Origin of the sequence: Enterococcus sp. 2G9_DIV0600 (genome assembly GCF_002140615.1) — a bacterium.
In the GTDB taxonomy this organism is placed as follows: domain Bacteria; phylum Bacillota; class Bacilli; order Lactobacillales; family Enterococcaceae; genus Enterococcus_D; species Enterococcus_D innesii.
This window is the reverse complement of record NZ_NGLL01000001.1, coordinates 2,276,751-2,297,697: the sequence shown is the minus strand read 5'-3', so window position 1 is coordinate 2,297,697 and position 20,947 is coordinate 2,276,751. Positions and strand designations below refer to the sequence as shown.

The 20,947-nt window shown below is 43.1% G+C and carries 18 protein-coding genes; 12 read left to right on the top strand and 6 right to left on the bottom strand.

Features of this window, described 5'->3' with window-relative positions; translation table 11 throughout:
- Window positions 1–50: 50 nt before the first annotated feature.
- Window positions 51–521 (bottom strand): arginine repressor, encoded by a 471-nt coding sequence (locus A5870_RS10905; protein ID WP_005229424.1) that lies wholly within the window; start codon window positions 519–521, stop codon window positions 51–53.
- A gap of 302 nt (window positions 522–823) precedes the next feature.
- On the opposite strand from A5870_RS10905, the gene rpsB reads away from it, so the two are divergent.
- The 9 genes from rpsB to A5870_RS10860 all read left to right on the top strand — a co-directional run bounded on the left by rpsB (window position 824) and on the right by A5870_RS10860 (window position 13,492).
- The gene (gene rpsB, locus A5870_RS10900; protein ID WP_005229426.1) at window positions 824–1,612 is read left to right on the top strand and encodes a 30S ribosomal protein S2; all 789 of its coding nucleotides are present in this window, start codon (window positions 824–826) and stop codon (window positions 1,610–1,612) included.
- A 110-nt stretch (window positions 1,613–1,722) separates the two neighbouring features.
- On the top strand, window positions 1,723–2,604 hold the full coding sequence (gene tsf, locus A5870_RS10895; protein WP_005229432.1) for a translation elongation factor Ts: 882 nt from the start codon (window positions 1,723–1,725) through the stop codon (window positions 2,602–2,604).
- Between the two features lie 147 nt (window positions 2,605–2,751).
- On the top strand, window positions 2,752–3,474 hold the full coding sequence (gene pyrH, locus A5870_RS10890) for a UMP kinase (protein ID WP_005229433.1): 723 nt from the start codon (window positions 2,752–2,754) through the stop codon (window positions 3,472–3,474).
- A 1-nt stretch (window position 3,475) separates the two neighbouring features.
- Complete coding sequence (gene frr / locus A5870_RS10885; protein ID WP_077452616.1) at window positions 3,476–4,033, top strand: ribosome recycling factor; 558 nt, start codon at window positions 3,476–3,478, stop codon at window positions 4,031–4,033.
- Window positions 4,034–4,223: 190 nt separating this feature from the next.
- Window positions 4,224–5,024, top strand: a complete 801-nt coding sequence (locus A5870_RS10880; protein ID WP_086293422.1) for an isoprenyl transferase — start codon at window positions 4,224–4,226, stop codon at window positions 5,022–5,024.
- Window positions 5,021–5,827, top strand: a complete 807-nt coding sequence (locus A5870_RS10875) for a phosphatidate cytidylyltransferase (RefSeq protein ID WP_077452615.1) — start codon at window positions 5,021–5,023, stop codon at window positions 5,825–5,827. The genes A5870_RS10880 and A5870_RS10875 overlap by 4 nt, the downstream gene beginning before the upstream one ends.
- A 149-nt stretch (window positions 5,828–5,976) precedes the next feature.
- Complete coding sequence (rseP, locus tag A5870_RS10870; RefSeq protein ID WP_081118765.1) at window positions 5,977–7,245, top strand: RIP metalloprotease RseP; 1,269 nt, start codon at window positions 5,977–5,979, stop codon at window positions 7,243–7,245.
- 69 nt (window positions 7,246–7,314) lie between these two features.
- Window positions 7,315–9,024, top strand: a complete 1,710-nt coding sequence (locus A5870_RS10865; RefSeq protein ID WP_086292832.1) for a proline--tRNA ligase — start codon at window positions 7,315–7,317, stop codon at window positions 9,022–9,024.
- Window positions 9,025–9,142: 118 nt separating this feature from the next.
- Window positions 9,143–13,492 carry a PolC-type DNA polymerase III gene (locus A5870_RS10860; protein ID WP_086292830.1) on the top strand — a complete coding sequence of 1,450 codons (4,350 nt, stop codon included), beginning with the start codon at window positions 9,143–9,145 and terminating at the stop codon, window positions 13,490–13,492.
- Window positions 13,493–13,774: 282 nt separating this feature from the next.
- Here A5870_RS10860 and A5870_RS10855 read toward each other — a convergent pair whose 3' ends face one another.
- From A5870_RS10855 to A5870_RS10845, 3 genes are all read right to left on the bottom strand, one after another.
- Window positions 13,775–14,716, bottom strand: a complete 942-nt coding sequence (locus A5870_RS10855) for an AEC family transporter (protein ID WP_086292828.1) — start codon at window positions 14,714–14,716, stop codon at window positions 13,775–13,777.
- A 106-nt stretch (window positions 14,717–14,822) separates the two neighbouring features.
- Window positions 14,823–15,752 carry a membrane protein insertase YidC gene (gene yidC, locus A5870_RS10850; protein WP_010749323.1) on the bottom strand — a complete coding sequence of 310 codons (930 nt, stop codon included), beginning with the start codon at window positions 15,750–15,752 and terminating at the stop codon, window positions 14,823–14,825.
- Between the two features lie 124 nt (window positions 15,753–15,876).
- A complete protein-coding gene (locus tag A5870_RS10845) occupies window positions 15,877–16,155 on the bottom strand; it encodes an acylphosphatase (protein ID WP_086292826.1) in 279 nt (92 codons plus the stop codon).
- A 95-nt stretch (window positions 16,156–16,250) separates the two neighbouring features.
- Between A5870_RS10845 and A5870_RS10840 the strand changes: the two genes are divergently transcribed.
- Window positions 16,251–17,012, top strand: a complete 762-nt coding sequence (locus A5870_RS10840) for a TrmH family RNA methyltransferase (RefSeq protein ID WP_086292825.1) — start codon at window positions 16,251–16,253, stop codon at window positions 17,010–17,012.
- A gap of 124 nt (window positions 17,013–17,136) precedes the next feature.
- The gene (locus tag A5870_RS10835; RefSeq protein ID WP_086292823.1) at window positions 17,137–17,646 is read left to right on the top strand and encodes an HD domain-containing protein; all 510 of its coding nucleotides are present in this window, start codon (window positions 17,137–17,139) and stop codon (window positions 17,644–17,646) included.
- 48 nt (window positions 17,647–17,694) lie between these two features.
- On the opposite strand, the gene A5870_RS10830 is transcribed toward A5870_RS10835, so the two are convergent.
- Window positions 17,695–18,894, bottom strand: coding sequence for a YdcF family protein (locus tag A5870_RS10830; protein ID WP_086292821.1), 1,200 nt, complete (start codon window positions 18,892–18,894; stop codon window positions 17,695–17,697).
- A gap of 124 nt (window positions 18,895–19,018) precedes the next feature.
- Between A5870_RS10830 and A5870_RS10825 the strand changes: the two genes are divergently transcribed.
- A complete protein-coding gene (locus A5870_RS10825; protein ID WP_008381124.1) occupies window positions 19,019–19,531 on the top strand; it encodes a GyrI-like domain-containing protein in 513 nt (170 codons plus the stop codon).
- Window positions 19,532–19,588: 57 nt separating this feature from the next.
- Here A5870_RS10825 and A5870_RS10820 read toward each other — a convergent pair whose 3' ends face one another.
- Entirely contained in the window at window positions 19,589–20,923 is a 1,335-nt protein-coding gene (locus A5870_RS10820; protein WP_081118758.1) for a serine hydrolase, read from the bottom strand.
- Window positions 20,924–20,947: the final 24 nt, after the last annotated feature.

Here is a 20,947-nt window from a genome sequence, read left to right as displayed (position 1 = left end):
CACAGCTTTTTTGTAGTAAAAATACAGATAGGTCACATTTGTTCGGTGTCTTATAAGACCGCGTGGTTTCTGATAAATTGATAAAAAGTTTCAGCATCTTCGTCGCTGCGGGAAATCACCGCTACTGTATCAAAGCCCGCCAACGAGCAAACTTTTTCTGGCATAGTCACTTCATCGATCGCTGCCGAAAGCAAAGGCGCATTGTCCGCAACGGTATGGATCAACGTCATAAATTGCACACGATCTACTTTAGTGACAACGTCTTCGATCATCTGTATCAACCGCTGCTCTTCTTCTTTTTCATCTTCTGACGATTGCATTCCTTGAAAAATGACAAACTTTGTCTGACCTGTTTCATCGGGCACTTTCACGATTTTCAAATCACGAATATCGCGAGAGATGGTCGCTTGCGTGGCGGAGACGCCTTGGGCTTCCAATTGCTGCAATAATTCTTCTTGCGTGCGTACAGTATGTTCAGTAATGATTTGTCTAATAAGTAAATGGCGATCAGCTTTTCGCATAGGTAAACTCCTTTAAGCATGATTGATTAAGTCAGCCTTATCATAGCAGATAAAGCCGAAAAAACCTAGATATAATAAGAAAAGAATTAGAACGTTAAAAAAAAGCTGGACCACGAATCGTAGTTTTTCATTTGAATCAGTTGCATTTCTTTTTTAGCTACTGTATACTGTTTAAGGCGTGAGTTTTTCACGTCAATCCCACATCTTGTTCCATCTGCGAAGCGGTGCTGATCAATTCAGTTCTTCAAGGAGTAAAAGAGCAAGAGAGGAAAACAAAAAAACCAAATTGGAGGAAACACAACATGGCAGTAATCTCAATGAAACAATTACTAGAAGCCGGCGTACACTTTGGTCACCAAACTCGTCGCTGGAACCCAAAAATGAAGAAATATATCTTCACAGAAAGAAACGGCATCTACATCATTGATTTGCAAAAAACAGTGAAATTAGTAGACGCAGCTTACGACTACATGAAAAATGTTGCTGAAGAAGGCGGCGTTGCATTATTCGTAGGTACTAAAAAACAAGCACAAGAAGCAATCAAAGAAGAAGCAATCCGTTCAGGTCAATACTATGTTAACCATCGTTGGTTAGGTGGAACTTTGACAAACTGGGAAACAATCCAAAAACGTGTTGCTCGTTTGAAACAAATCAACAAAATGGAAGAAGATGGCACATTTGCTGTTCTTCCTAAAAAAGAAGTCGTTGGCTTGAACAAAGAGCGCGAACGTCTTGAAAAATTCTTGGGCGGTATCGCTGATATGCCAAGAATTCCAGATGTAATGTACGTTGTTGACCCACGTAAAGAACGTATCGCGATCCAAGAAGCACGCAAATTAAATATCCCGATCGTAGCTATGGTCGATACAAACTGTGATCCAGACGAAATCGATGTTGTTATCCCATCAAATGATGACGCTATTCGTGCCGTTAAATTGATCACTGCGAAAATGGCAGATGCTTTCATCGAAGGTAACCAAGGCGAAGACCAAGTAGCAGAAGAAGATTTTGCTGCTGAATCAACAGAAAACGCAACTTCAATCGAAGAAATCGTTGATGTTGTCGAAGGCGACAACGCATCAGCTGAATAATAAATGATGGAGCTGTTTCAAAGGCTAGGCGCCAAGCCTCACTCTCCTTTGAAACAGCTTTTTTTAAAGACAAGCAATCTTGTTTAAAAACATTTAGGAGGAAACAAAAAATGGCAGAAGTAACAGCTAAATTAGTAAAAGAATTACGCGATATGACTGGTGTAGGAATGATGGACGCAAAACGTGCATTAGTTGAAGTAGAAGGCGACATCGAAAAAGCCGTAGACTTATTACGTGAAAAAGGTATGGCAAAAGCTGCGAAGAAAAACGACCGTATTGCTGCTGAAGGTTTAGCATCTGTAGCGATCAACGGCAACACAGCAGCAATCGTTGAAGTGAACTCAGAAACTGACTTTGTTTCTAAAAACGAAATGTTCCAAGACTTAGTAAAAGAAATCGCTGAAGTAATCGCAGCAAACAAACCAGCTGATATGGATGCTGCTTTAAAATTAGAAACTTCTAAAGGCACAATGGATGCTGCGTTGATCGAAGCAACACAAGTAATCGGAGAAAAAATCAGCTTCCGTCGTTTTGAAGTTGTTGAAAAAGATGACAATGCTGCTTTCGGCGGTTACCTACACATGGGCGGACGTATTGCTGTATTGACTGTTCTTGAAGGAACAACTGACGAATCAGTTGCGAAAGATGTTGCAATGCACGTTGCAGCGATCAACCCTCGCTACGTGAACGAAGCACAAATCTCTCAAGAAGAATTGGATCATGAAAAACAAGTCTTGACAGAACAAGCATTGAACGAAGGCAAACCAGCGAACATCGTTGAAAAAATGGTTGAAGGACGCTTGAAGAAATTTAAAGCAGAAATCGCTTTGGTTGACCAACCATTCGTTAAAGACCCAGATATGACAGTTGAAAAATACGTTGCATCAAAAGGCGCAACTGTGAAATCTTTTGTCCGCTTTGAAGTCGGCGAAGGTATCGAAAAACGCGAAGACAACTTCGTTGAAGAAGTAATGAGCCAAGTGAAAAAATAATTCTGTTCCTCGAACAGATGGGAACGCATGGAAGTGCGCTCCCTTTTTTTAAGCAAAAACGGTTTTTGAAGAAATAGTGTAGATAATTTTCAACGAAAGAGCACCAATATGCTACAATAGTATTGGAGAATGTACGGAGGAATCATGATGGGCAAACCAAAATATCAACGTGTTGTATTAAAATTAAGTGGTGAAGCATTAGCGGGTGACGAAGGCTTTGGGATCAAACCACCGACGATCCAAGAGATCGTTAAAGAGATCAAGGAAGTCCACGAATTAGGCGTACAGATGGCGATCGTGGTCGGCGGCGGAAACATTTGGCGTGGACAAATCGGCGCGCAAATGGGGATGGAAAGAGCACAAGCTGATTACATGGGCATGTTAGCGACTGTGATGAATGCTTTAGCATTACAAGACACGCTAGAAAATGCTGGTGTACCAACGCGTGTCCAAACTTCGATCGAAATGCGTCAAATCGCAGAGCCTTATATTCGTCGCAGAGCAGAACGTCACTTAGAAAAAGGGCGGGTCGTCATTTTTGCAGGCGGAACCGGAAACCCTTATTTCTCAACTGATACGACCGCAGCCTTACGGGCAGCTGAAATCAACGCTGATGTCATTTTGATGGCGAAAAACAATGTTGATGGCGTCTACTCAGCAGATCCTAAAACGGATCAAAGTGCTGTGAAATTTGAAGAATTGACTCATTTAGAAGTCATTTCTAAAGGATTGCAAGTAATGGATTCAACCGCAAGTTCATTAAGTATGGACAACGATATTCCATTAGTCGTATTCAACTTGAATGAGCATGGAAACATTCGCCGCGCCATTTTAGGTGAACATATTGGAACGACAGTAAGGGGGAAATAACATGGCTGACAAAATTTTAACAGAAGCAAAAGACAAAATGAAAAAAGCAGCAGAAAACTTGCAACGGGAATTAGGACAAATCCGTGCTGGCCGCGCGAACGCGAGCATCTTAGACCGCGTAATGGTTACTTATTATGGTGTACCAACACCCTTGAACCAAATGGCTTCAATTACGATTCCAGAAGCAAGAATTTTGATGATCACACCTTTTGACAAAACAATGATCCAAGAAGTTGAAAAAGCCATCATGCAAAGTGATGTAGGGATTACACCTGCCAATGACGGAACGGTGATTCGTTTGGTGATTCCTCAATTAACGGAAGAACGCCGTAAAGAATTAGCAAAAGATGTGAAAAAAGAAGCTGAAAATGCGAAAATCGCCGTCCGTAACATTCGTCGGGATGCCATGGAAGCTTACAAGAAACAAGAAAAAGCTGGCGATATCACAGAAGATGATTTGCGGGAATCTGAAAAAGAAGTGCAGACTGCTACAGATAACAGCATCAAAGAAATCGATGCCATCGCAGCTGAAAAAGAACAAGAATTACTTGAAGTTTAAAAGGAATGACGAAGAGTCGCTTCAGCGGCTCTTTTTTTATGGGCGAAAGTAGCTCATGTACTTGAATATGACAGCTTTTTTTTGTTTTTTCTTAATATAGAAATCTTTTCTTGGTTTTCATAGGCAAGAAATCTGATTATTGTTATAATGTAAAAGATGAATTTCAAGAATTGGAAGAGGAGCGAATATGATGCTGCGTTTTTTTCCACAAAAAGACAAATATATCAAAGAAGCGGCTGAACATGAATTTGATCCATCACTGCCGATTCCCCAACACATCGCGATCATTATGGATGGTAACGGCAGATGGGCGCAAAATCGGCGCTTGCCAAGAGTAGCTGGCCACAAAGAAGGCATGGAGACGGTAAAGAAAATCACGAAACACGCTTCACACTTAGGTGTGAAGGTATTGACGCTTTATGCATTTTCGACAGAGAATTGGAAACGGCCGAACGAGGAAGTAGACTTTTTGATGCAACTGCCCGTCGACTTTTTCGACACCTTTGTTCCTGAGCTGATCAAAGAAAATGTTCAAGTCAAAGTGATGGGGTTCACGGATTCTTTACCCGCGCACACACAAGAAGCGGTCAAGCGAGCGATCGACCAAACCAAAGATAACACCGGGATGATCTTGAATTTTGCTTTAAATTACGGCAGCCGTGCGGAAATTTTGACAGCTGTCCAAGCACTTTATGAAGAACTCTCAGCTTCCGGCGAAGCCCTACCAGAGCTCACGGAAGACATGCTGGGGACGCATTTGATGACTGGTTTTTTACCAAACGCGTTACGTGATCCTGAATTGGTGATTCGCACGAGTGGTGAGGAACGTATCAGTAATTTCTTATTATGGCAGATTGCATACAGCGAGTTATTCTTTACAAAAGCGCTCTGGCCTGATTTCGATTCTGCGTTATTAGAGGACGCGATTGGGAGCTTTCAACAACGAAACCGGCGTTTTGGCGGTTTGAAAACGAAGGAGGAAGAAGAGTGAGACAACGTGTAATCACTGCGGTCGTCGCATTAGCCTTTTTCCTGCCAATTATTTATATTGGCGGCATTGCCGTCGAATTGCTGGCAGCAGCAATGGCAGGAATTGGTGTTTATGAATTATTTCGGATGAAAGGATTAGCTATTTTCAGTTTTGAAGGAATTCTTTCAATCCTCGGAGCGGTAATCTTAGTTTTGCCTCAAGAACGCTGGTTTTTCTTTTTGCCAGAGGGGACAGATAAAAGTGCCTTGTTTTATCTGATCGTTCTTTTGTTACTAGGGATCGCGGTTATTTCGAAAAATACGTATACCATCGATGAAGCTGGCTTTCCGGTGATCGTTAGCTTATATACCGGTGTCGGGTTTGAACGTTTTTTGACGGCACGGTCAGCAACGGATGGCTTAGTCGTTTTAGTTTTCGGTCTCTTTATCGTGTGGGCAACGGATATTGGGGCATACATGGTGGGACGACGTTACGGTCAACGAAAATTATGGCCGGAGATTTCTCCTAATAAAACCATCGAAGGGGCCCTAGGCGGGATTGCTGCTGCGGTGGTCGTAGCTGGTTTGTATCTATTAGCATTTCCTGGGAAAGATTATTTTGGACACGGTAGTGCCATGATGATTTTATTGACGGTCCTCTTTTCGATCGCTGGGCAATTCGGTGATTTAGTGGAATCGGCGATCAAACGTCATTATGGCGTGAAGGATTCAGGGAATATCCTGCCAGGTCACGGGGGAATCTTAGATCGCTTCGATAGCATGTTGTTTGTGTTTCCAATCATGTATTTATTTGGCGTCTTTTAAAAAATAGTTAGAAGTGCAGGCTTGGCTTGCGCTTCTTTTTTTAAATTCTTGTTACAACGGGAATGTGAGTTCCTCAACGGGAACCGGTGTGATAAAATAAGGAAAGGCTGCCCTGAATGAGAGGGATGCTGTGAAAGAGAGGAACGAGCATGAAAACGATACTTGTATTTATCATTATCTTTTCCGTGGTGGTAGTGATTCACGAATTCGGACACTACTTCTTTGCAAAACGGGCAGGTATTTTAGTAAGAGAGTTTGCCATCGGTATGGGGCCTAAATTGTTCGCGCATCAAGCGAAAGATGGGACGACCTACACGATTCGGATGCTGCCATTAGGCGGGTATGTCCAAATGGCAGGCTGGGGCGAAGATGAAACCGAATTAACGCCTGGTATGCCAGTCTCCTTGGTTCAAGATGCAACTGGCAAAGTCATCAAAATCAATACGAGCAAAAAGATCCAATTGCCGCAGGCGATCCCCATGGAAGTGACCGACTTTGACTTGGAGGAGAAGTTGACGATCACTGGCTTCATCAACGGCAATGAACAAGAAGCAGTTACGTACGCTGTGGATCATGACGCAACGATTATTCATGAAGATGGCGTTGAAGTTCGGATCGCACCAAAAGACGTTCAATTCCAGTCCGCAAAGCTTTGGCAACGAATGCTGACGAATTTTGCCGGACCGATGAACAACTTTATTTTATCCTTGGTTTTATTTACTGGGTTGGTGTTTGCGCAAGGTGGTGTCGCGAACCAAGATGCAACTATCGTGACAGGAATCGAAGCAGGAACCCCGGCAGCTGAAGCCGGACTGCAAAATGGCGACGAAATCTTAGCAGTTGAAGGTGTTGATGTATCCAACTGGTCAGAATTGACGACAGAGATCCAAAAGTATCCAGATACTCAGATTGCTCTCGAAGTTAAACGAGGAGCAGAAACACTTGATTTGACGGCAACTCCTGCGAGTCAAGAATCTGGGGAGACTACGATTGGTTTCTTAGGGATCACGGCTTCGTTAAAAACTGGCATCGGAGACATCTTACTGGGCGGCCTGCAAACGACCATTGACAATTCATTGGTGATTTTTAGAGCAGTCGGCAACTTGATCGCCCAACCAGATATCAATAAATTGGGCGGACCGGTAGCGATTTTCCAACTGTCTTCTCAAGCCGCATCGCAAGGTGTCACAACGGTGATCGCCATGATGGCGATGATTTCCATCAACTTGGGGATCTTTAATTTACTGCCGATTCCTGGATTAGATGGCGGGAAACTGGTTTTAAATATTTTAGAAGGTGTGCGAGGCAAGCCAATCAGTCAAGAAAAAGAAGGCATCATTACCCTGATTGGGTTTGGGTTTTTGATGCTGCTGATGGTTCTCGTTACCTGGAATGATATCCAACGTTTCTTCTTTTAAAAATAAGACGCACAAGCAAATCAATTGTTGATCGGGTGAACATGATTTTTTGTAGCAAAGGAGAAAAAAATGAAACAGTCAAAATGTTTGATTCCGACATTGCGGGAAACCCCCAGCGATGCGGAGACGTTAAGTCATCAACTGTTAGTTAGGGCCGGGTATATTCGACAAGTGGCTGCAGGCATCTATGTCTACTTGCCGCTAGCACAAAGGGTGTTAGAAAAGATCAAGCGGGTCATTCGTGAGGAACTGGCACAAATCGATGCCGTAGAGATGGCGATGCCTTCTTTGCTTCCGTATGAACCATGGAAGGAGTCTGGACGGGCCTCATTGTATGGTGAGTCTTTGTATCGGTTGACAGATCGAAACGAACGAGAGATCGTTTTAGGGCCCACTCACGAAGAGCCGTTCACGACATTGATCAAAAACGAGATCACGTCTTATAAGCGGCTACCCTTGAGCTTGTATCAGATCCAAACGAAATATCGGGACGAACAGCGGCCGCGTTTTGGATTGATTCGCAGCCGTGAATTTATCATGCAAGATGGCTATTCTTTTCACGCCGATGAAGCCAGCTTAGATCAAACCTATAATCGCTACGAAATGGCTTACCATGCCATTTTGAAACGCTGTGGGATCGAATATCGGACAGTGGTCGGGGATAATGGCTTGATGGGTGGCCGAGATTCAAAAGAGTTTTTGGCATTGTCTGGAATCGGCGAAGAGCTGATCTGTTATTCGACTGAAAGCGACTATGTCGCCAATTGGAAACTAGCAACTAGTCAGTATATCGCTAAAAAGTCTCATGAGACCTATTTAGAGTTACAAAAAGTCGTTCATGAAGAGTCTCTATCGTTAGAGGAACTGGCGAAAACATACGAAACGGATTTGCAAAAAATCGTTCAAGTATTTTTGCTACTCGTTGACGAGCAAGTCATTATGGTATTGCTTCGAGGTGATCACAGTCTTAATGAAACAAAGATCAAGCATTTTTTAGCCGCTGATCAAGTGAAGATCTTGACTGCTGAAGAAGCCGAGTCCTATCTGACCAGTGACGCACAACTTCGCAGCCCCATTGAGCTTGCTGATTCGATCCAATTGTATGCCGATCAGCATGTCCAAGATATGGCGAATCTGATCGTACCAGCGGCAGAAAAACAGAGCTATTTTCTTAATGCAAATGTAGGCCGTGATTTTCAACCATTAGCCTTTGCCGATTTTCGCTTGGTTCAAGAAGGTGATCCTTCCCCAGATGGAAAAGGAACCTTAACCTTTACGCGAGGAATCGAAGTTGGGCATATCTTCAAGTTAGGAACCAAGTACAGTGAGGCGCAAGAAGCGACGGTTGTCGATGAAAACGGCGATGAGCAACCAATCATCATGGGCTGTTATGGGCTGGGGGTTTCTCGGCTGCTTTCAACGATCGTCGAACAATACGGCAATGAGTTTGGGATCGATTGGCCCCAAGAAATTGCCCCATTTGATGTGCATATCATTCAAACGTCGATTGAAGATAGCTATCAAAATGCCTTAAGTAAAGAGGTAGAAGAAATGATGAACCAAGTCGGCTATCAAGTGCTGGTAGATGACCGCAATGAACGTGCAGGGGTCAAATTTGCAGATGCCGATTTGATTGGCTGTCCGATTCGCTTGACTATCGGTAAAAAAGCCGTAGAAGGCATCGTGGAGATCAAAATCAAACATACTGGTGCGACCGTTGAAGTGAGAAAAGAAGAAGTCGCTTCGACCCTGACGATTTTGTTAGCCAATCAGGAATAAACAGGAACGAACAAGAATGAATAGCAGATCGAGAGAGGAAATCCTTTCTCGATTTTTTAATGAAAATGAGGGCAAAAAGAGGTATACTAGTGAGTACTGAGAAAAGGAGGATCTTCAATTGTCAAAAGAAAGAGAGACCTTTGAGATATTATTAGACCAAATTGCAGCTGCCCCAAATCTTCGGCAGCATCCATTGATGCAGACTGCCCAAATCAGACAAGTAACCGTGCATCGACAATCAAAAGCCTGGACATTTTATTTCCAATTCGAACGTTTATTGCCGGTGATGGTGTATCAGTCCTTTAAACAACATATTGAATTGGCATTTAAAGAGATTGCGGAAGTTCGCATTGTCATTGAAGCTCAAGACGGTTCCTTTGATGAGCAGTTCATTCAAGAATACTGGCCATTGGCGTTAGCCAATCAAAATTGCGATCGGCCGTTAGTTCATCAAGTAATCAAAAATCAAATGCCCATGATTCAAGAGAACAAGGTGATTTTACCCGTCAACAATGATGCGGTCATCACGATTTTGCAGCAACAGTACTTACCGATTATCGAGGAAAATTATGGGACTTTCGGGTTTCAAAAATTTCGGATCTTGCCACAGCTAGACAAAGAACAGGCTGAGGCAGCCTTGAAAGAACTTGAAGCACGAAAAGAAGAACAAACGGCAGCCTTCCAATTGCAAGCCGCTGAGAACTTAATGGCTCACGAGCAACGCAAAAAAGAAGTCAAAACAGTCGAATTTGACGGACCAATCGCCTTGGGACGTAATATTCCTGCCGATGAACCTGTGACACCGATGATCAATATCATCGAGGAAGAACGCCGAGTTACGATCCAAGGGTATGTCTTTGATAAAGAAGTCCGCGAATTGCGTTCAAAACGGAAGATTTTGATTTTGAAAATCACCGACTATACGTCGTCGTTTAGTGTGAAAAAATTCTCCAACAATGAAAAAGATGAACAAGTCTTTGATGCCATTGCTAAAGGTAGTTGGGTCAAAGTGCGTGGTAGTGTTCAAGAAGATACCTTCATGCGAGATCTCGTTATGAATGCGCAAGATTTGCTGGAAGTCAAACACGAGGCCCGCAAAGATTATGCACCTGAAGGCGAAAAACGGGTCGAACTTCACCTGCATTCCAATATGAGTACGATGGATGCAACCAACAATGTGGCAGACTTTGTCGCTCAAGCTGGCAAGTGGGGCCATAAGGCGATTGCGATCACCGATCATGGTGGAGCACAAGGGTTTCCTGATGCCCATCACGCCGGAGAAAAAGCCGGGGTAAAAATTCTTTACGGTGTGGAAGCCAATATCGTGGATGACGGGGTAGCGGTTGCCTATAATCCGCAGCCTGTCCCACTGACTGATGCTACGTATATCGTGTTTGACGTGGAGACCACCGGATTGTCTGCAGTGTACGACACCATCATTGAATTGGCCGCTGTGCGGATGCATAAAGGCAACGTGGAAGGTTCCTTTGATGAATTCATCGATCCTGGCCATCCTTTATCACGAACGACCGTAGAATTGACGGGAATCACCGATGAAATGGTTCGGGGGTCAAAATCGGAAGAAGAGGTCTTACGTTTGTTCCGTGAGTTTTCTGAAGGAGCCATTCTAGTTGCCCACAATGCGTCATTTGATATGGGCTTCTTAAATACCAGTTATCGAAAATACGGTATTCCAGAAGCAGAAAATCCCGTCATTGATACATTGGAACTCGCTCGTTATTTGTATCCAGAGTTTAAGCGATTCGGTTTAGGTGTCCTTTCAAAAAAATTCGGCGTTAGTTTGGAGCAACATCACCGAGCGATCTACGATGCCGAGGCAACCGGTCATTTAGCGTGGATCTTTGTCAAAGAAGCGATGGAAAAACATGACATGCTGCTGCACGAAGATTTGAACCGACACGTTGGGGGCGAGAACTCCTATAAAGCAGCTCGGCCTTTCCATGCCACGATCTTAGCCCGAACACAGGCGGGATTGAAGAACTTATTCAAGCTGATCTCGATGTCGAATGTGAAGTACTTCCATGATAAAGTTCCGCGGATTCCGCGCTCAGAATTGGTGAAATTGCGGGAAGGATTGTTAGTCGGAACCGCTTGTGATAAAGGAGAAGTCTTTGTCGCAATGATGCAAAAAGGGGTCGATGCAGCGCGGGAACTTGCTAAGTTTTATGACTATATCGAAGTCATGCCCAAAGCAGTTTATGCCCATCTTCTGGAAACGGAACTCGTGAAAAGCGAAAAAGACCTAGAAGACATCATTCGGAATCTGGTAAAGATGGGGGAAGAGTTAGGGAAAATCGTTGTTGCTACTGGGAATGCCCACTACTTGAACGAAGAAGATGCCATTTATCGTAAGGTCTTGATTAATTCGATGGGGGGCGCCAATCCCTTGAATCGACATAGTTTACCGGATGTACATTTCCGAACAACCGATGAGATGCTGACCGCTTTTCAGTTTTTAGGTCCAGAAGTAGCGAAAGAAATTGTAGTGACAAACCCGAATAAAATCGCTGATCTCTGTGAAAAAGTCATTCCGGTAAAAGATGATTTGTATACACCAAAGATTCCTGGATCTGAACAAGAGATCACCGACTTGAGTTACAACCGTGCCAAAGAGCTATACGGTGATCCATTACCAGAAATTGTGGAAAAACGTTTGAAAAAAGAGCTTGATTCGATCATTGGGAATGGGTTTTCCGTGATCTATTTGATCTCACAAAAACTGGTTCATAAAAGCAATGAAGACGGCTACTTAGTAGGGTCGCGGGGATCAGTCGGTTCTAGTTTTGTCGCAACGATGACTGGGATCACTGAGGTCAATCCATTAGCCCCGCATTATTATTGTCCCGATTGCCAGTATTCTGAGTTTTACGAAGACGGCTCGTATGGTTCTGGTTATGATATGCCAGAGAAAAAATGTCCAAAATGCGGCACCCGTCTGAACAAAGATGGCCATGATATTCCTTTTGAAACCTTCCTTGGTTTCCATGGCGATAAAGTCCCCGATATCGATTTGAACTTCTCTGGGGAATATCAGCCAGAAGCCCATAACTATACGAAAGTGCTCTTCGGTGAAGAGTATGTCTATCGTGCCGGAACGATCGGTACCGTAGCGGACAAAACAGCCTTTGGGTTCGTAAAAGGCTTTGAGCGCGATCATAATCTTCATTATCGTGCAGCCGAAGTCGATCGTCTGGCAAAAGGCGCCACTGGCGTCAAACGGACGACTGGTCAGCATCCGGGGGGGATTATCGTTATTCCAGACTATATGGATGTCTATGATTTCACCCCGATTCAATACCCAGCAGATGATCAAAATTCAGAATGGAAAACGACCCACTTTGATTTCCATTCGATTCATGACAATATTTTAAAACTGGATATCCTGGGACACGATGACCCAACGGTGATTCGGATGCTACAGGATTTATCAGGAATCGATCCTAAAACGATCCCCACGGATGATCCGGAAGTGATGCGTATTTTTGGTGGTACGGATGTGCTAGGTGTGACTGAAGAGCAGATCTACTCAAAAACAGGTACATTAGGCATCCCAGAATTTGGTACCCGATTTGTGCGAGGGATGTTGGATCAAACCCATCCATCGACCTTTGCAGAGCTCTTGCAGATCTCTGGTCTTTCCCATGGTACCGATGTATGGTTGGGCAATGCCGAAGAACTGATTCGTCGCGGAGACGCTAGTCTAGCAGAAGTAATCGGCTGTCGGGATGACATCATGGTGTATTTGATCCATGCCGGCTTAGATGACGGGATGGCCTTTAAAATCATGGAGACGGTTCGTAAAGGACAATGGAACAAGATTCCTGACGACTTGCGGGACACTTACTTGCAAGCGATGCGGGAGAACAATGTCCCTGAATGGTATATCGATTCTTGTTCGAAGATCAAGTACATGTTCCCGAAAGCCCATGCGGCGGCGTATGTTTTGATGGCGTTGCGGGTGGCTTACTTTAAAGTGTACTTCCCAATTCTCTATTACTGTGCTTATTTCTCTGTCCGGGCGGATGATTTTGATTTGATTGCCATGTCAAAAGGAAAAGACGCCGTAAAAGAACGGATGCAAGAAATCACTGACAAAGGATTGGATGCGTCAACGAAAGAAAAGAATCTGTTAACGGTTCTGGAGTTAGCCAATGAAATGTTAGAGCGCGGTTATGAATTTGGGATGATCGATCTGTATAAATCGGATGCGGAAAACTTCGTGATCGACGGGAAAAAATTGATCGCACCGTTTCGAGCAGTGCCGAGTTTGGGACTAAACGTAGCGAAACAAATCGTGGAAGCACGAAAAGACGGTCCCTTCTTATCGAAAGAAGACCTCGCCAATCGCGGGAAAGTTTCTAAGACCTTGATTGAATACATGACGGATAACGGTGTTCTTAAAGATCTACCAGATGAAAATCAGTTGTCGTTGTTCGATATGTTATAAGTCAACAGCTGTTCACTAAAAAAAGCACATCATCGCAGCATCTAGTATAGCTAGTTTCTGCATGATGTGCATTTTTGTCTTGTTTGTGAGGGCCACCTAAGCAGCCACAATCTTGCGAAAATCAAAAGGGTCGTGGCTTTATAGTGAGAAATCATAAGGGGGGTGCCGCTTGGATAGCGAATCAATCGAACCATTGGCTTACAAAGAGGAGAAAAATACTCGTTACCGAAAGAAGCGAACGCCTTTGGTAACGAGTATTTTTCGACAAAGTTCGTTAAATAGCTAAAAAAAGAAAAAAAGCAAAACAGGCAAATACACCATGTACAGTAAGACGGAATAGCCTAGACATGAAGTTGCAAATTCTTCGTCCCCTTGGTAGTTTCGTACAAGAATCGGGACAGAGTTTTGGACGGGCATAGAGGCTTGAATAATAAACACAGAAAGCATCAATTCAGGAACAGGGATGATTCTGCTTAACAGCCACACAACGAGGGGCGAAAGAACGAAACGACCAAACAAGACACCGGCAATGTCTTTGGTCATTCGCAAGTTCTTGAGCCCGCCAAAGTAGACAATGATCCCGATGATAAACATTGATAGGGGTGTCGTTAAATCTGCTAGGTAGCTTCCAAGGCTATCAACAAATGAGGGCAGTGGTAAGGTGAACAGCATCCAGATCAAGCCGATAATGAAACCAATCAAGGCTGGCGAAAAAATCTTTTTTAACATGACCAATGGATGAAAGGAAATCCGGGCTTCGCCGAAATCGGGGTTATCTTTTGCTAACTCAAAAATACCGATGGTCCAAAATAATGTCGTATTTACAATATAGTACAACAACACATAAGGAACGGCTTTTTCACCAAAAATGGCTAAATTGATCGGTAAGCCGATGAAGATCGTATTGGAAAAGGTAAACATGGCGGAAAATGCCCCTTGGTGTTTGGTTTCAACTTGGGCGAAACGGCGCCATAAATAACCGGCGAAGTAAGTGATCATCATGGAAAGCAAAGGGATGATCATCCCGGAAACTAATGAGAGAAACTCGTCTTTCGTAAAGTTTTTTATGATCGTCAAAAACATATTGGCTGGTAATGAGACATTCAATACCAATTTTGAAAACGTATCGGCGGTTCGATTAGAAAACCATTGTTTGTAAGACAACCAATAACCGATAAACATGAGACTGAAAATGACAAAAATATTGATATATGCTTGAAACATACGCTCACCTCTCATTTACTATAGCGAAAGGCAATAGAAGAAGCAACTGATTCCCATTTGAAAACAACAAAAAACCAAACCGCCCAATGAGCGATTTGGTCAAGAATTACTTCCGTTGCTGCTTGCCAGCGTTACGACCTTTTCCGTTAGGCTTTGTCGTATTTAGCGCCTTTTTGACAGCTTCTGTTTTTTCAGGCGTTACGTCTTTACGAGGGGTAACTACCGTTTTAGGCGGATTGGCTTTCATTTCCGCTTCGACTTGGGCACGAATTTTTGGTTTCATGATGACATTCGTGATAAACGTTTGGATACAACTGAAGACCCCACCAACTACCCAGTAAAGTGTCACACCAGCTGGTGCACTCATGGACATGAAAACGATCATCAATGGAGAAACGATCAACATGGTTTTCATCGTTTTTTTCTGTTCTTCAGGAATCCCGATGGTTGAGATATATCCTTGTGCCAAGTATGAAAGACCAGCAATCGCCACAAAGAGAATGCTTGGGTCGCCTAAAGATACGCCAAAGAATTCAGAGTTTTGGATTCCTTGTGTGTAACGAGCGGTGAAATAAAGAGCAGAGAAGATCGGCATCTGAATCAGCAAAGGGAGACATCCGATACCGCCAAACATACTGACGTTGTTTTCAGAGTAAATTTTTTGCATCTCCGCTTGCGCTTGCATTTGTTCTTCCCGAGTGGTTGCTTTTTTCAAATTGGCTTGTGCAATATCCACTTGGGGTTTCAGAAACTGCATTTTTTCACTTTGAACCATCGTTTTTCGAGACTGATGGATCCCTAATGGTAAGATAATGACACGGACAACGATCGTTACGGCGATGATCGCCCAGCCGTAAGACCAGTTGAAGTTTTCAACGAGCATCGTGATCATATCACCTAATGGTTTCACCAAAAAGCGATAAATCATTCCTGTTTCTTTCGGCGTACCATCAGCATTGGTACTGACACAGCCTGATAATGCTAATAACAGGCCAAATAATCCTGATGAAAGCAGCCATTTATTCATTTTAGACATTCTATTCTTCCTCTTCACAATAAATTTAGACAAAAATAACTATACTAAAAAAGACCGACTATTTCAATGTACAAAGAGAAATTCATTGAAAAATCAATCTTTCGACTTAGAAAACATTCAATTATCAATAATAGACTACGTCAAAGCTAGTACGTTCTTTAATGGTATCGTCTGGTTGGATGTCGATTTGGTTCACTTTCCCAGCGGGAGAAGGAGAATCTTTCACTCCGGCAACAAAGGCATCGATGACTTTTTCATCTCCCATCGCTTCAATCGAAACAGAACCATCTGCCTCATTTTTTACAGATCCTGTGACCCCCAACTGATCGGCAAGCATTTTCGTGGTATAACGAAAGCCGACACCTTGGACACGCCCTTGAACATGGATTCGTAGTTTCTTCATGGACAATCCCTCCTCTGCTTATAATGATAGCGTTTTTTCAGTAAAAGAACAAGTTAGATCGATTGACTCATGCTATAATAAATCGAGGTGACCACATGAAAGAAATTCAATCGAAAAAAAATACCTTTATCAAGGAAATCAAAAAACTAACACAAAAAAAACACCGTACACAGACCAATTCCTATTTGATCGATGGCTGGCATTTAGTACAAGAAGCGCTGCAGGCCAAAGTACCAATCAAAGCGTTGTTGGTAACACCGCGAGGGTTAAGCGAAGCCAACGGGCAGCTCGATGATTATCAGGAAGAAAGCTATTTGATCACAGAGGAGATCGCCGCGATGCTTTCTGATTTACCAACTCCGCAAGGAATTTTTGCCGTGATGGAAAAGCAAGAGCAAGACTTACAGACACTGACGGGCAACTGGTTGATTTTAGATAATGTGCAAGATCCCGGGAACGTTGGCACCATGATTCGAACAGCAGATGCCGCTGGATTTAACGGGGTATTTCTCGGTGAAGGAACAGCCGATCTTTACAGCACAAAAGTCTTGCGCAGTATGCAAGGAAGCAACTATCATTTACCAATTTTAGAAGGAGCGATCCCGCCATTTCTCCAACAGCTACGCTCAGCTGGCGTGGCGATTTATGGCACCGAATTAAATAAAGAAGCCGTTCCATATACCGAGCTTCCTAAACAACAAACAGCTGCCTTCATTTTAGGTAACGAGGGACAAGGGGTTCACCCAGAACTGTTGACTTTGACTGACAAAAATGTGTATATTCCCATCTATGGTCAGGCAGAATCATTGAATGTCGCCATTGCAGCCGGGATTTTGATGTATTTTGCTGTCAGTTAGATTTTTAAGGAACTGTTAAACTATTTGAATCTGTTGCACCTCACCTAGAATCTTCGATGAATAGGTGCTATACTTTGTCTTGTAACAATCAAGCAGATCAAAAAAAGGTGGCAGACAAAAATTTATGACAGAAAAATGGCAAGAAGATAGCGAATATATGTCTTACGTGGCTGACCTGTTAGAAACAGAAGCTGTAAAAAAATTAGCCAACTTTGTGCAGCATATGAACTCCACACGTTTGGAACATTCGATCAGCGTCTCTTATTATAGTTACAAATTGGCCAAGAAATGTGGCGGCGATGCTCGTGCAACAGCTCGTGCAGGACTCCTTCATGATTTATTCTACTATGACTGGCGTACCACAAAGTTTGATGAAGGTACCCATGCGTATATGCATCCACGAATTGCAGTAAAAAATGCTGAAAAAATCACTGAACTAAGTGATCTAGAAAAAGATATCATCTTGAAACATATGTGGGGAGCAACGATTGCGCCGCCACGTTATAAAGAAAGCTATATTGTTACAATGGTTGACAAATATTGTGCGATCAAAGAAGCATCAGAACCACTTACAGAAAGTATGAAAGAAAAATGGCAACAACGTTTCTGGAAGAAACATCGTACGATGCAATAAGAAAAAAGTTCTTCGAACCAGCCGGTTCAAAGAACTTTTTTTGTTTGCTTAGCCAAAAATAAGTTGGAGGATCGCTGCACCTACATAAAGGATCAGCAAGGTGATCAATACCGTTAAGTGTCGTCTTTTGTGCATAAAAAGGATCGCTACGAATTCTCGTAAGAAGGCATTGGGTAAATAGTAAAAGGCGGTAGGTGCTCCGATACCATCTGCTTTAAGTTGTGCTTGATCTGCATAGAGACCGGCACGAAAAATATGGTAATTGTTGGAGGAAAAAATTACTTTGTAGCCATTTGGCTTTAAGGAATCCATGATTTCTTTCGAAAACTTCATGTTTTCATAAGTAGTCGTGGAATTTGTTTCTACTAAAATCTCTCCTTCGGGCACTCCTTGCGCAACTGCATATTCTTTCATCGCGACAGCTTCTGGCAGCTTTTCATCGCTTCCTTGGCCGCCTGACATCAGTAACCGAGGAGCCGTTTTTTTCGCTTTAAATTGCGCTTCGTAGAACGAGATTGCTTTATTGATACGCTTGGCCAATAAAGGGGAGACCGTGGTTCCATTCAAAAGACCTGCTCCTAAGACGATGATAAAATCTTGATTGTAACGAGGATGATTGAACTGATAAATGACTGAAATCGATAAAAAGTTCAAAAAGACCACAAATAGATACATCAGACTTAGGGGAACCACGCCGAATAAGGTTCGGATCCAATCCGGGAAAAAGTGCAAAAGGGGATCTGAAAATAATAAAACGGTCAAAACTACCGCTAAGATCAGGGTCAATAGATTGGCGATCGATCGCGATTCTCTTCGTAAAACAATAATGGAATTCCAGTAAAGAAAGACCACGAGGATGGCCAATCCGAATAATAATACAGCAAGGAAAATCGCTAGTAAAACAGCCAATAGACCACCTACAAGAATATCTTGTGTTCGGTATAGATTGATGACTAAGTAGCCACAAAATGCTAAGACAAACAAATTAAAGAGCAAGCCATTTACGAGTCGGTGCTTGTTGCGCCGATAAGAAAATAAAAAAAGGCCAGCGAAGGCGACTGGTATTAGAATAAAGAAACTGCCTGTCCGTAATTCTGAGACGGCTAAATAAATCAGCAGGGCTAAAATCGTCCAACAGCACTCAAAAAAGAAAATATCTGGCTCATCTTTTTTCTTGCGCCATTTTTGAACGACGATCACACCCGTCAAATAGCTGATAGCAAAAATCAGCAATTGCGTAAAATCCATGTTTTTCACTCCTTTAACGATACACCTAGTATACTGAAAAATGACAAAAATTGCTTGTTGCTAAGGTCAAAGTTGCTGAATTTCTTGCAATTCGCTAAAATGAAGAAAAGAAGGAGGAAGGAACATGCAATTAGGTGAAGTGATTCGCGTTGAACGGCCCGCTTTTTATGTGATCGGAAAAGAAGGCAAGGGATTAGCGGAAGAAGGAGCTTCTTGGGTACCAGCGCTATGGGAACTTGCAACAAAGGATTTTGAAGAGATCGAATTTCTAGTGAGCGATCAAAAGGCAGAAGAACTGGAATTTTGGGGCTTAATGAGTGATGGCACCAATTGGTTAGAGCCTTGGCAAGAAACCGGCCGTTATTTGGCAGGCGTTCAAGTCCATACAGAAAATTTTCCTCCAGTCGGTTGGGTCCGTTGGGAAATGCCCGCAATGACCTATCTCGTTGTCAAAACGGATGAAAAAAACTTGACCATGATGACTGAAAAAATGTTGATGGAAGTTTTACCAGAAAACAACGTCCACTTGTCAGCAGCGATCCAAGAAAGATATCTTCCTCATTTTAAAGAAGGGGAAGTTGAATTGTTTTTCCCTGTTGAGCCTTTGGCAGCAGCAACGGTGGAAACGGTAGAATAAAAAAAATCTGTCCGTGAAGCAATCTTTGCTCAGGACAGATTTTTTCTATGGTTTGGATTAAAAAAGATTCTCGAAAAAGTTAGACACACCGCGCCAAGCACGAACAAAGATGTTGGCTTTTTCCACCGTTTGTGTTGTAACTAATCCTGCAGTTTCGTCATGATCAGAATCATCAATATAACCAAGCGTATCAGCTGGAATCGAAGCACTTACAGTACCGACTTCTGTACCCTCAGTCAATGGCGCTTGCAAGGCAGAATCACGATAATGCTCATTAAAGTCAATGGTTGTTTCAAAGGCTGTTGCATCCATATCCCCACGTACCCATAAGGTCAAACCTTGATTTAAGGCAACGGGAACACTCAATTCTTTCCCATCTTTAACTGCCACCGTCTGTGTATCTTCTAACTGTGCATTTTCTGGTAAAATTTCTACTTGTTCCCAAGCGTCGAAGGAGTAGTCCATCAACCGACCTGTTTCGATAAAGCGTACGCTTGGATTTTCCGCATGACCATTGACGTTTAGCACCACGGTGATAATTCGTTGACCATCCTTGACGGCGGTTCCGACAAAGCATGCCCCTGCCATATCTGTCGTACCAGTCTTAAGACCATCAACACCATCTTTCGTATTCGTAAAACCTGGAAGCATCCAGTTCCAATTGACCATCTCGACAGGCGAATAGGAACCTTCACCAAATTGTTTGGTAGAAAGACTCGTTACTTCTAAAACGTCTGGAAAGTCTTGCAGCAAATGACGAGCAATCAGGGCGACATCTTTTGCGGACAGTTCGTTTTCGTCAGTGGAAGTTGACCCGGGATAGATATTGTCTCCTAAATAAGTATTGTTCAAGCCAGAAGCATTGACGATCTTTGCATCGGTGATACCCCATGATTGCACTTTTTCTTGCATTTGATCAACAAAGGCACTTTCAGACCCAGCAATCAGTTCCGCGAGTGCGACGATTGCAGCATTTGCAGATTGGATATAGCTGGCATCATACAAATCTTTTACTGTATAGGTGACGTCTTGATGCAAAGGGACATTCGATAAGTTTGGCGACACGCTGAGATTCGCGGCATAATCTGAAATAGGGACAGGATCATCCCAAGCGATGGTTCCTTGCTCTACTTGCTCAGCTACGAGGTAAAGACTGATGATCTTGGTAATGGAGGCGATGCCCATGGCAGTCTCACCATCTTGATCATACAACACTTTGCCTGTGTCAAAATCAATGGAGTAAGCGGCTTTTGCATCGACTGAAAAATCTTGGATCTCTTCGGCGCTCATAGCTGTATCATCAGCATACGAAACGAGGGGTAAGCCGGCAGCAGCAAAGAGGATTGCCAAAGCAGCAACGAAGGAATACCCGAACTTGGTTATTTTCTGCATATATGTAGTAGCTCCTTTAAAGTT

Bases quoted from the DNA above. Each gene is read 5' to 3' on its own strand.
- A5870_RS10905 (WP_005229424.1), bottom strand. From the start codon at position 521: ATGCGAAAAGCTGATCGCCATTTACTTATTAGACAAATCATTACTGAA.
- rpsB (WP_005229426.1), top strand. From the start codon at position 824: ATGGCAGTAATCTCAATGAAACAATTACTAGAAGCCGGCGTACACTTT.
- tsf (WP_005229432.1), top strand. From the start codon at position 1,723: ATGGCAGAAGTAACAGCTAAATTAGTAAAAGAATTACGCGATATGACT.
- pyrH (WP_005229433.1), top strand. From the start codon at position 2,752: ATGGGCAAACCAAAATATCAACGTGTTGTATTAAAATTAAGTGGTGAA.
- frr (WP_077452616.1), top strand. From the start codon at position 3,476: ATGGCTGACAAAATTTTAACAGAAGCAAAAGACAAAATGAAAAAAGCA.
- A5870_RS10880 (WP_086293422.1), top strand. From the start codon at position 4,224: ATGCTGCGTTTTTTTCCACAAAAAGACAAATATATCAAAGAAGCGGCT.
- rseP (WP_081118765.1), top strand. From the start codon at position 5,977: ATGAAAACGATACTTGTATTTATCATTATCTTTTCCGTGGTGGTAGTG.
- A5870_RS10865 (WP_086292832.1), top strand. From the start codon at position 7,315: ATGAAACAGTCAAAATGTTTGATTCCGACATTGCGGGAAACCCCCAGC.
- A5870_RS10855 (WP_086292828.1), bottom strand. From the start codon at position 14,716: ATGTTTCAAGCATATATCAATATTTTTGTCATTTTCAGTCTCATGTTT.
- yidC (WP_010749323.1), bottom strand. From the start codon at position 15,752: ATGTCTAAAATGAATAAATGGCTGCTTTCATCAGGATTATTTGGCCTG.
- A5870_RS10845 (WP_086292826.1), bottom strand. From the start codon at position 16,155: ATGAAGAAACTACGAATCCATGTTCAAGGGCGTGTCCAAGGTGTCGGC.
- A5870_RS10840 (WP_086292825.1), top strand. From the start codon at position 16,251: ATGAAAGAAATTCAATCGAAAAAAAATACCTTTATCAAGGAAATCAAA.
- A5870_RS10835 (WP_086292823.1), top strand. From the start codon at position 17,137: ATGACAGAAAAATGGCAAGAAGATAGCGAATATATGTCTTACGTGGCT.
- A5870_RS10830 (WP_086292821.1), bottom strand. From the start codon at position 18,894: ATGGATTTTACGCAATTGCTGATTTTTGCTATCAGCTATTTGACGGGT.
- A5870_RS10825 (WP_008381124.1), top strand. From the start codon at position 19,019: ATGCAATTAGGTGAAGTGATTCGCGTTGAACGGCCCGCTTTTTATGTG.
- A5870_RS10820 (WP_081118758.1), bottom strand. From the start codon at position 20,923: ATGCAGAAAATAACCAAGTTCGGGTATTCCTTCGTTGCTGCTTTGGCA.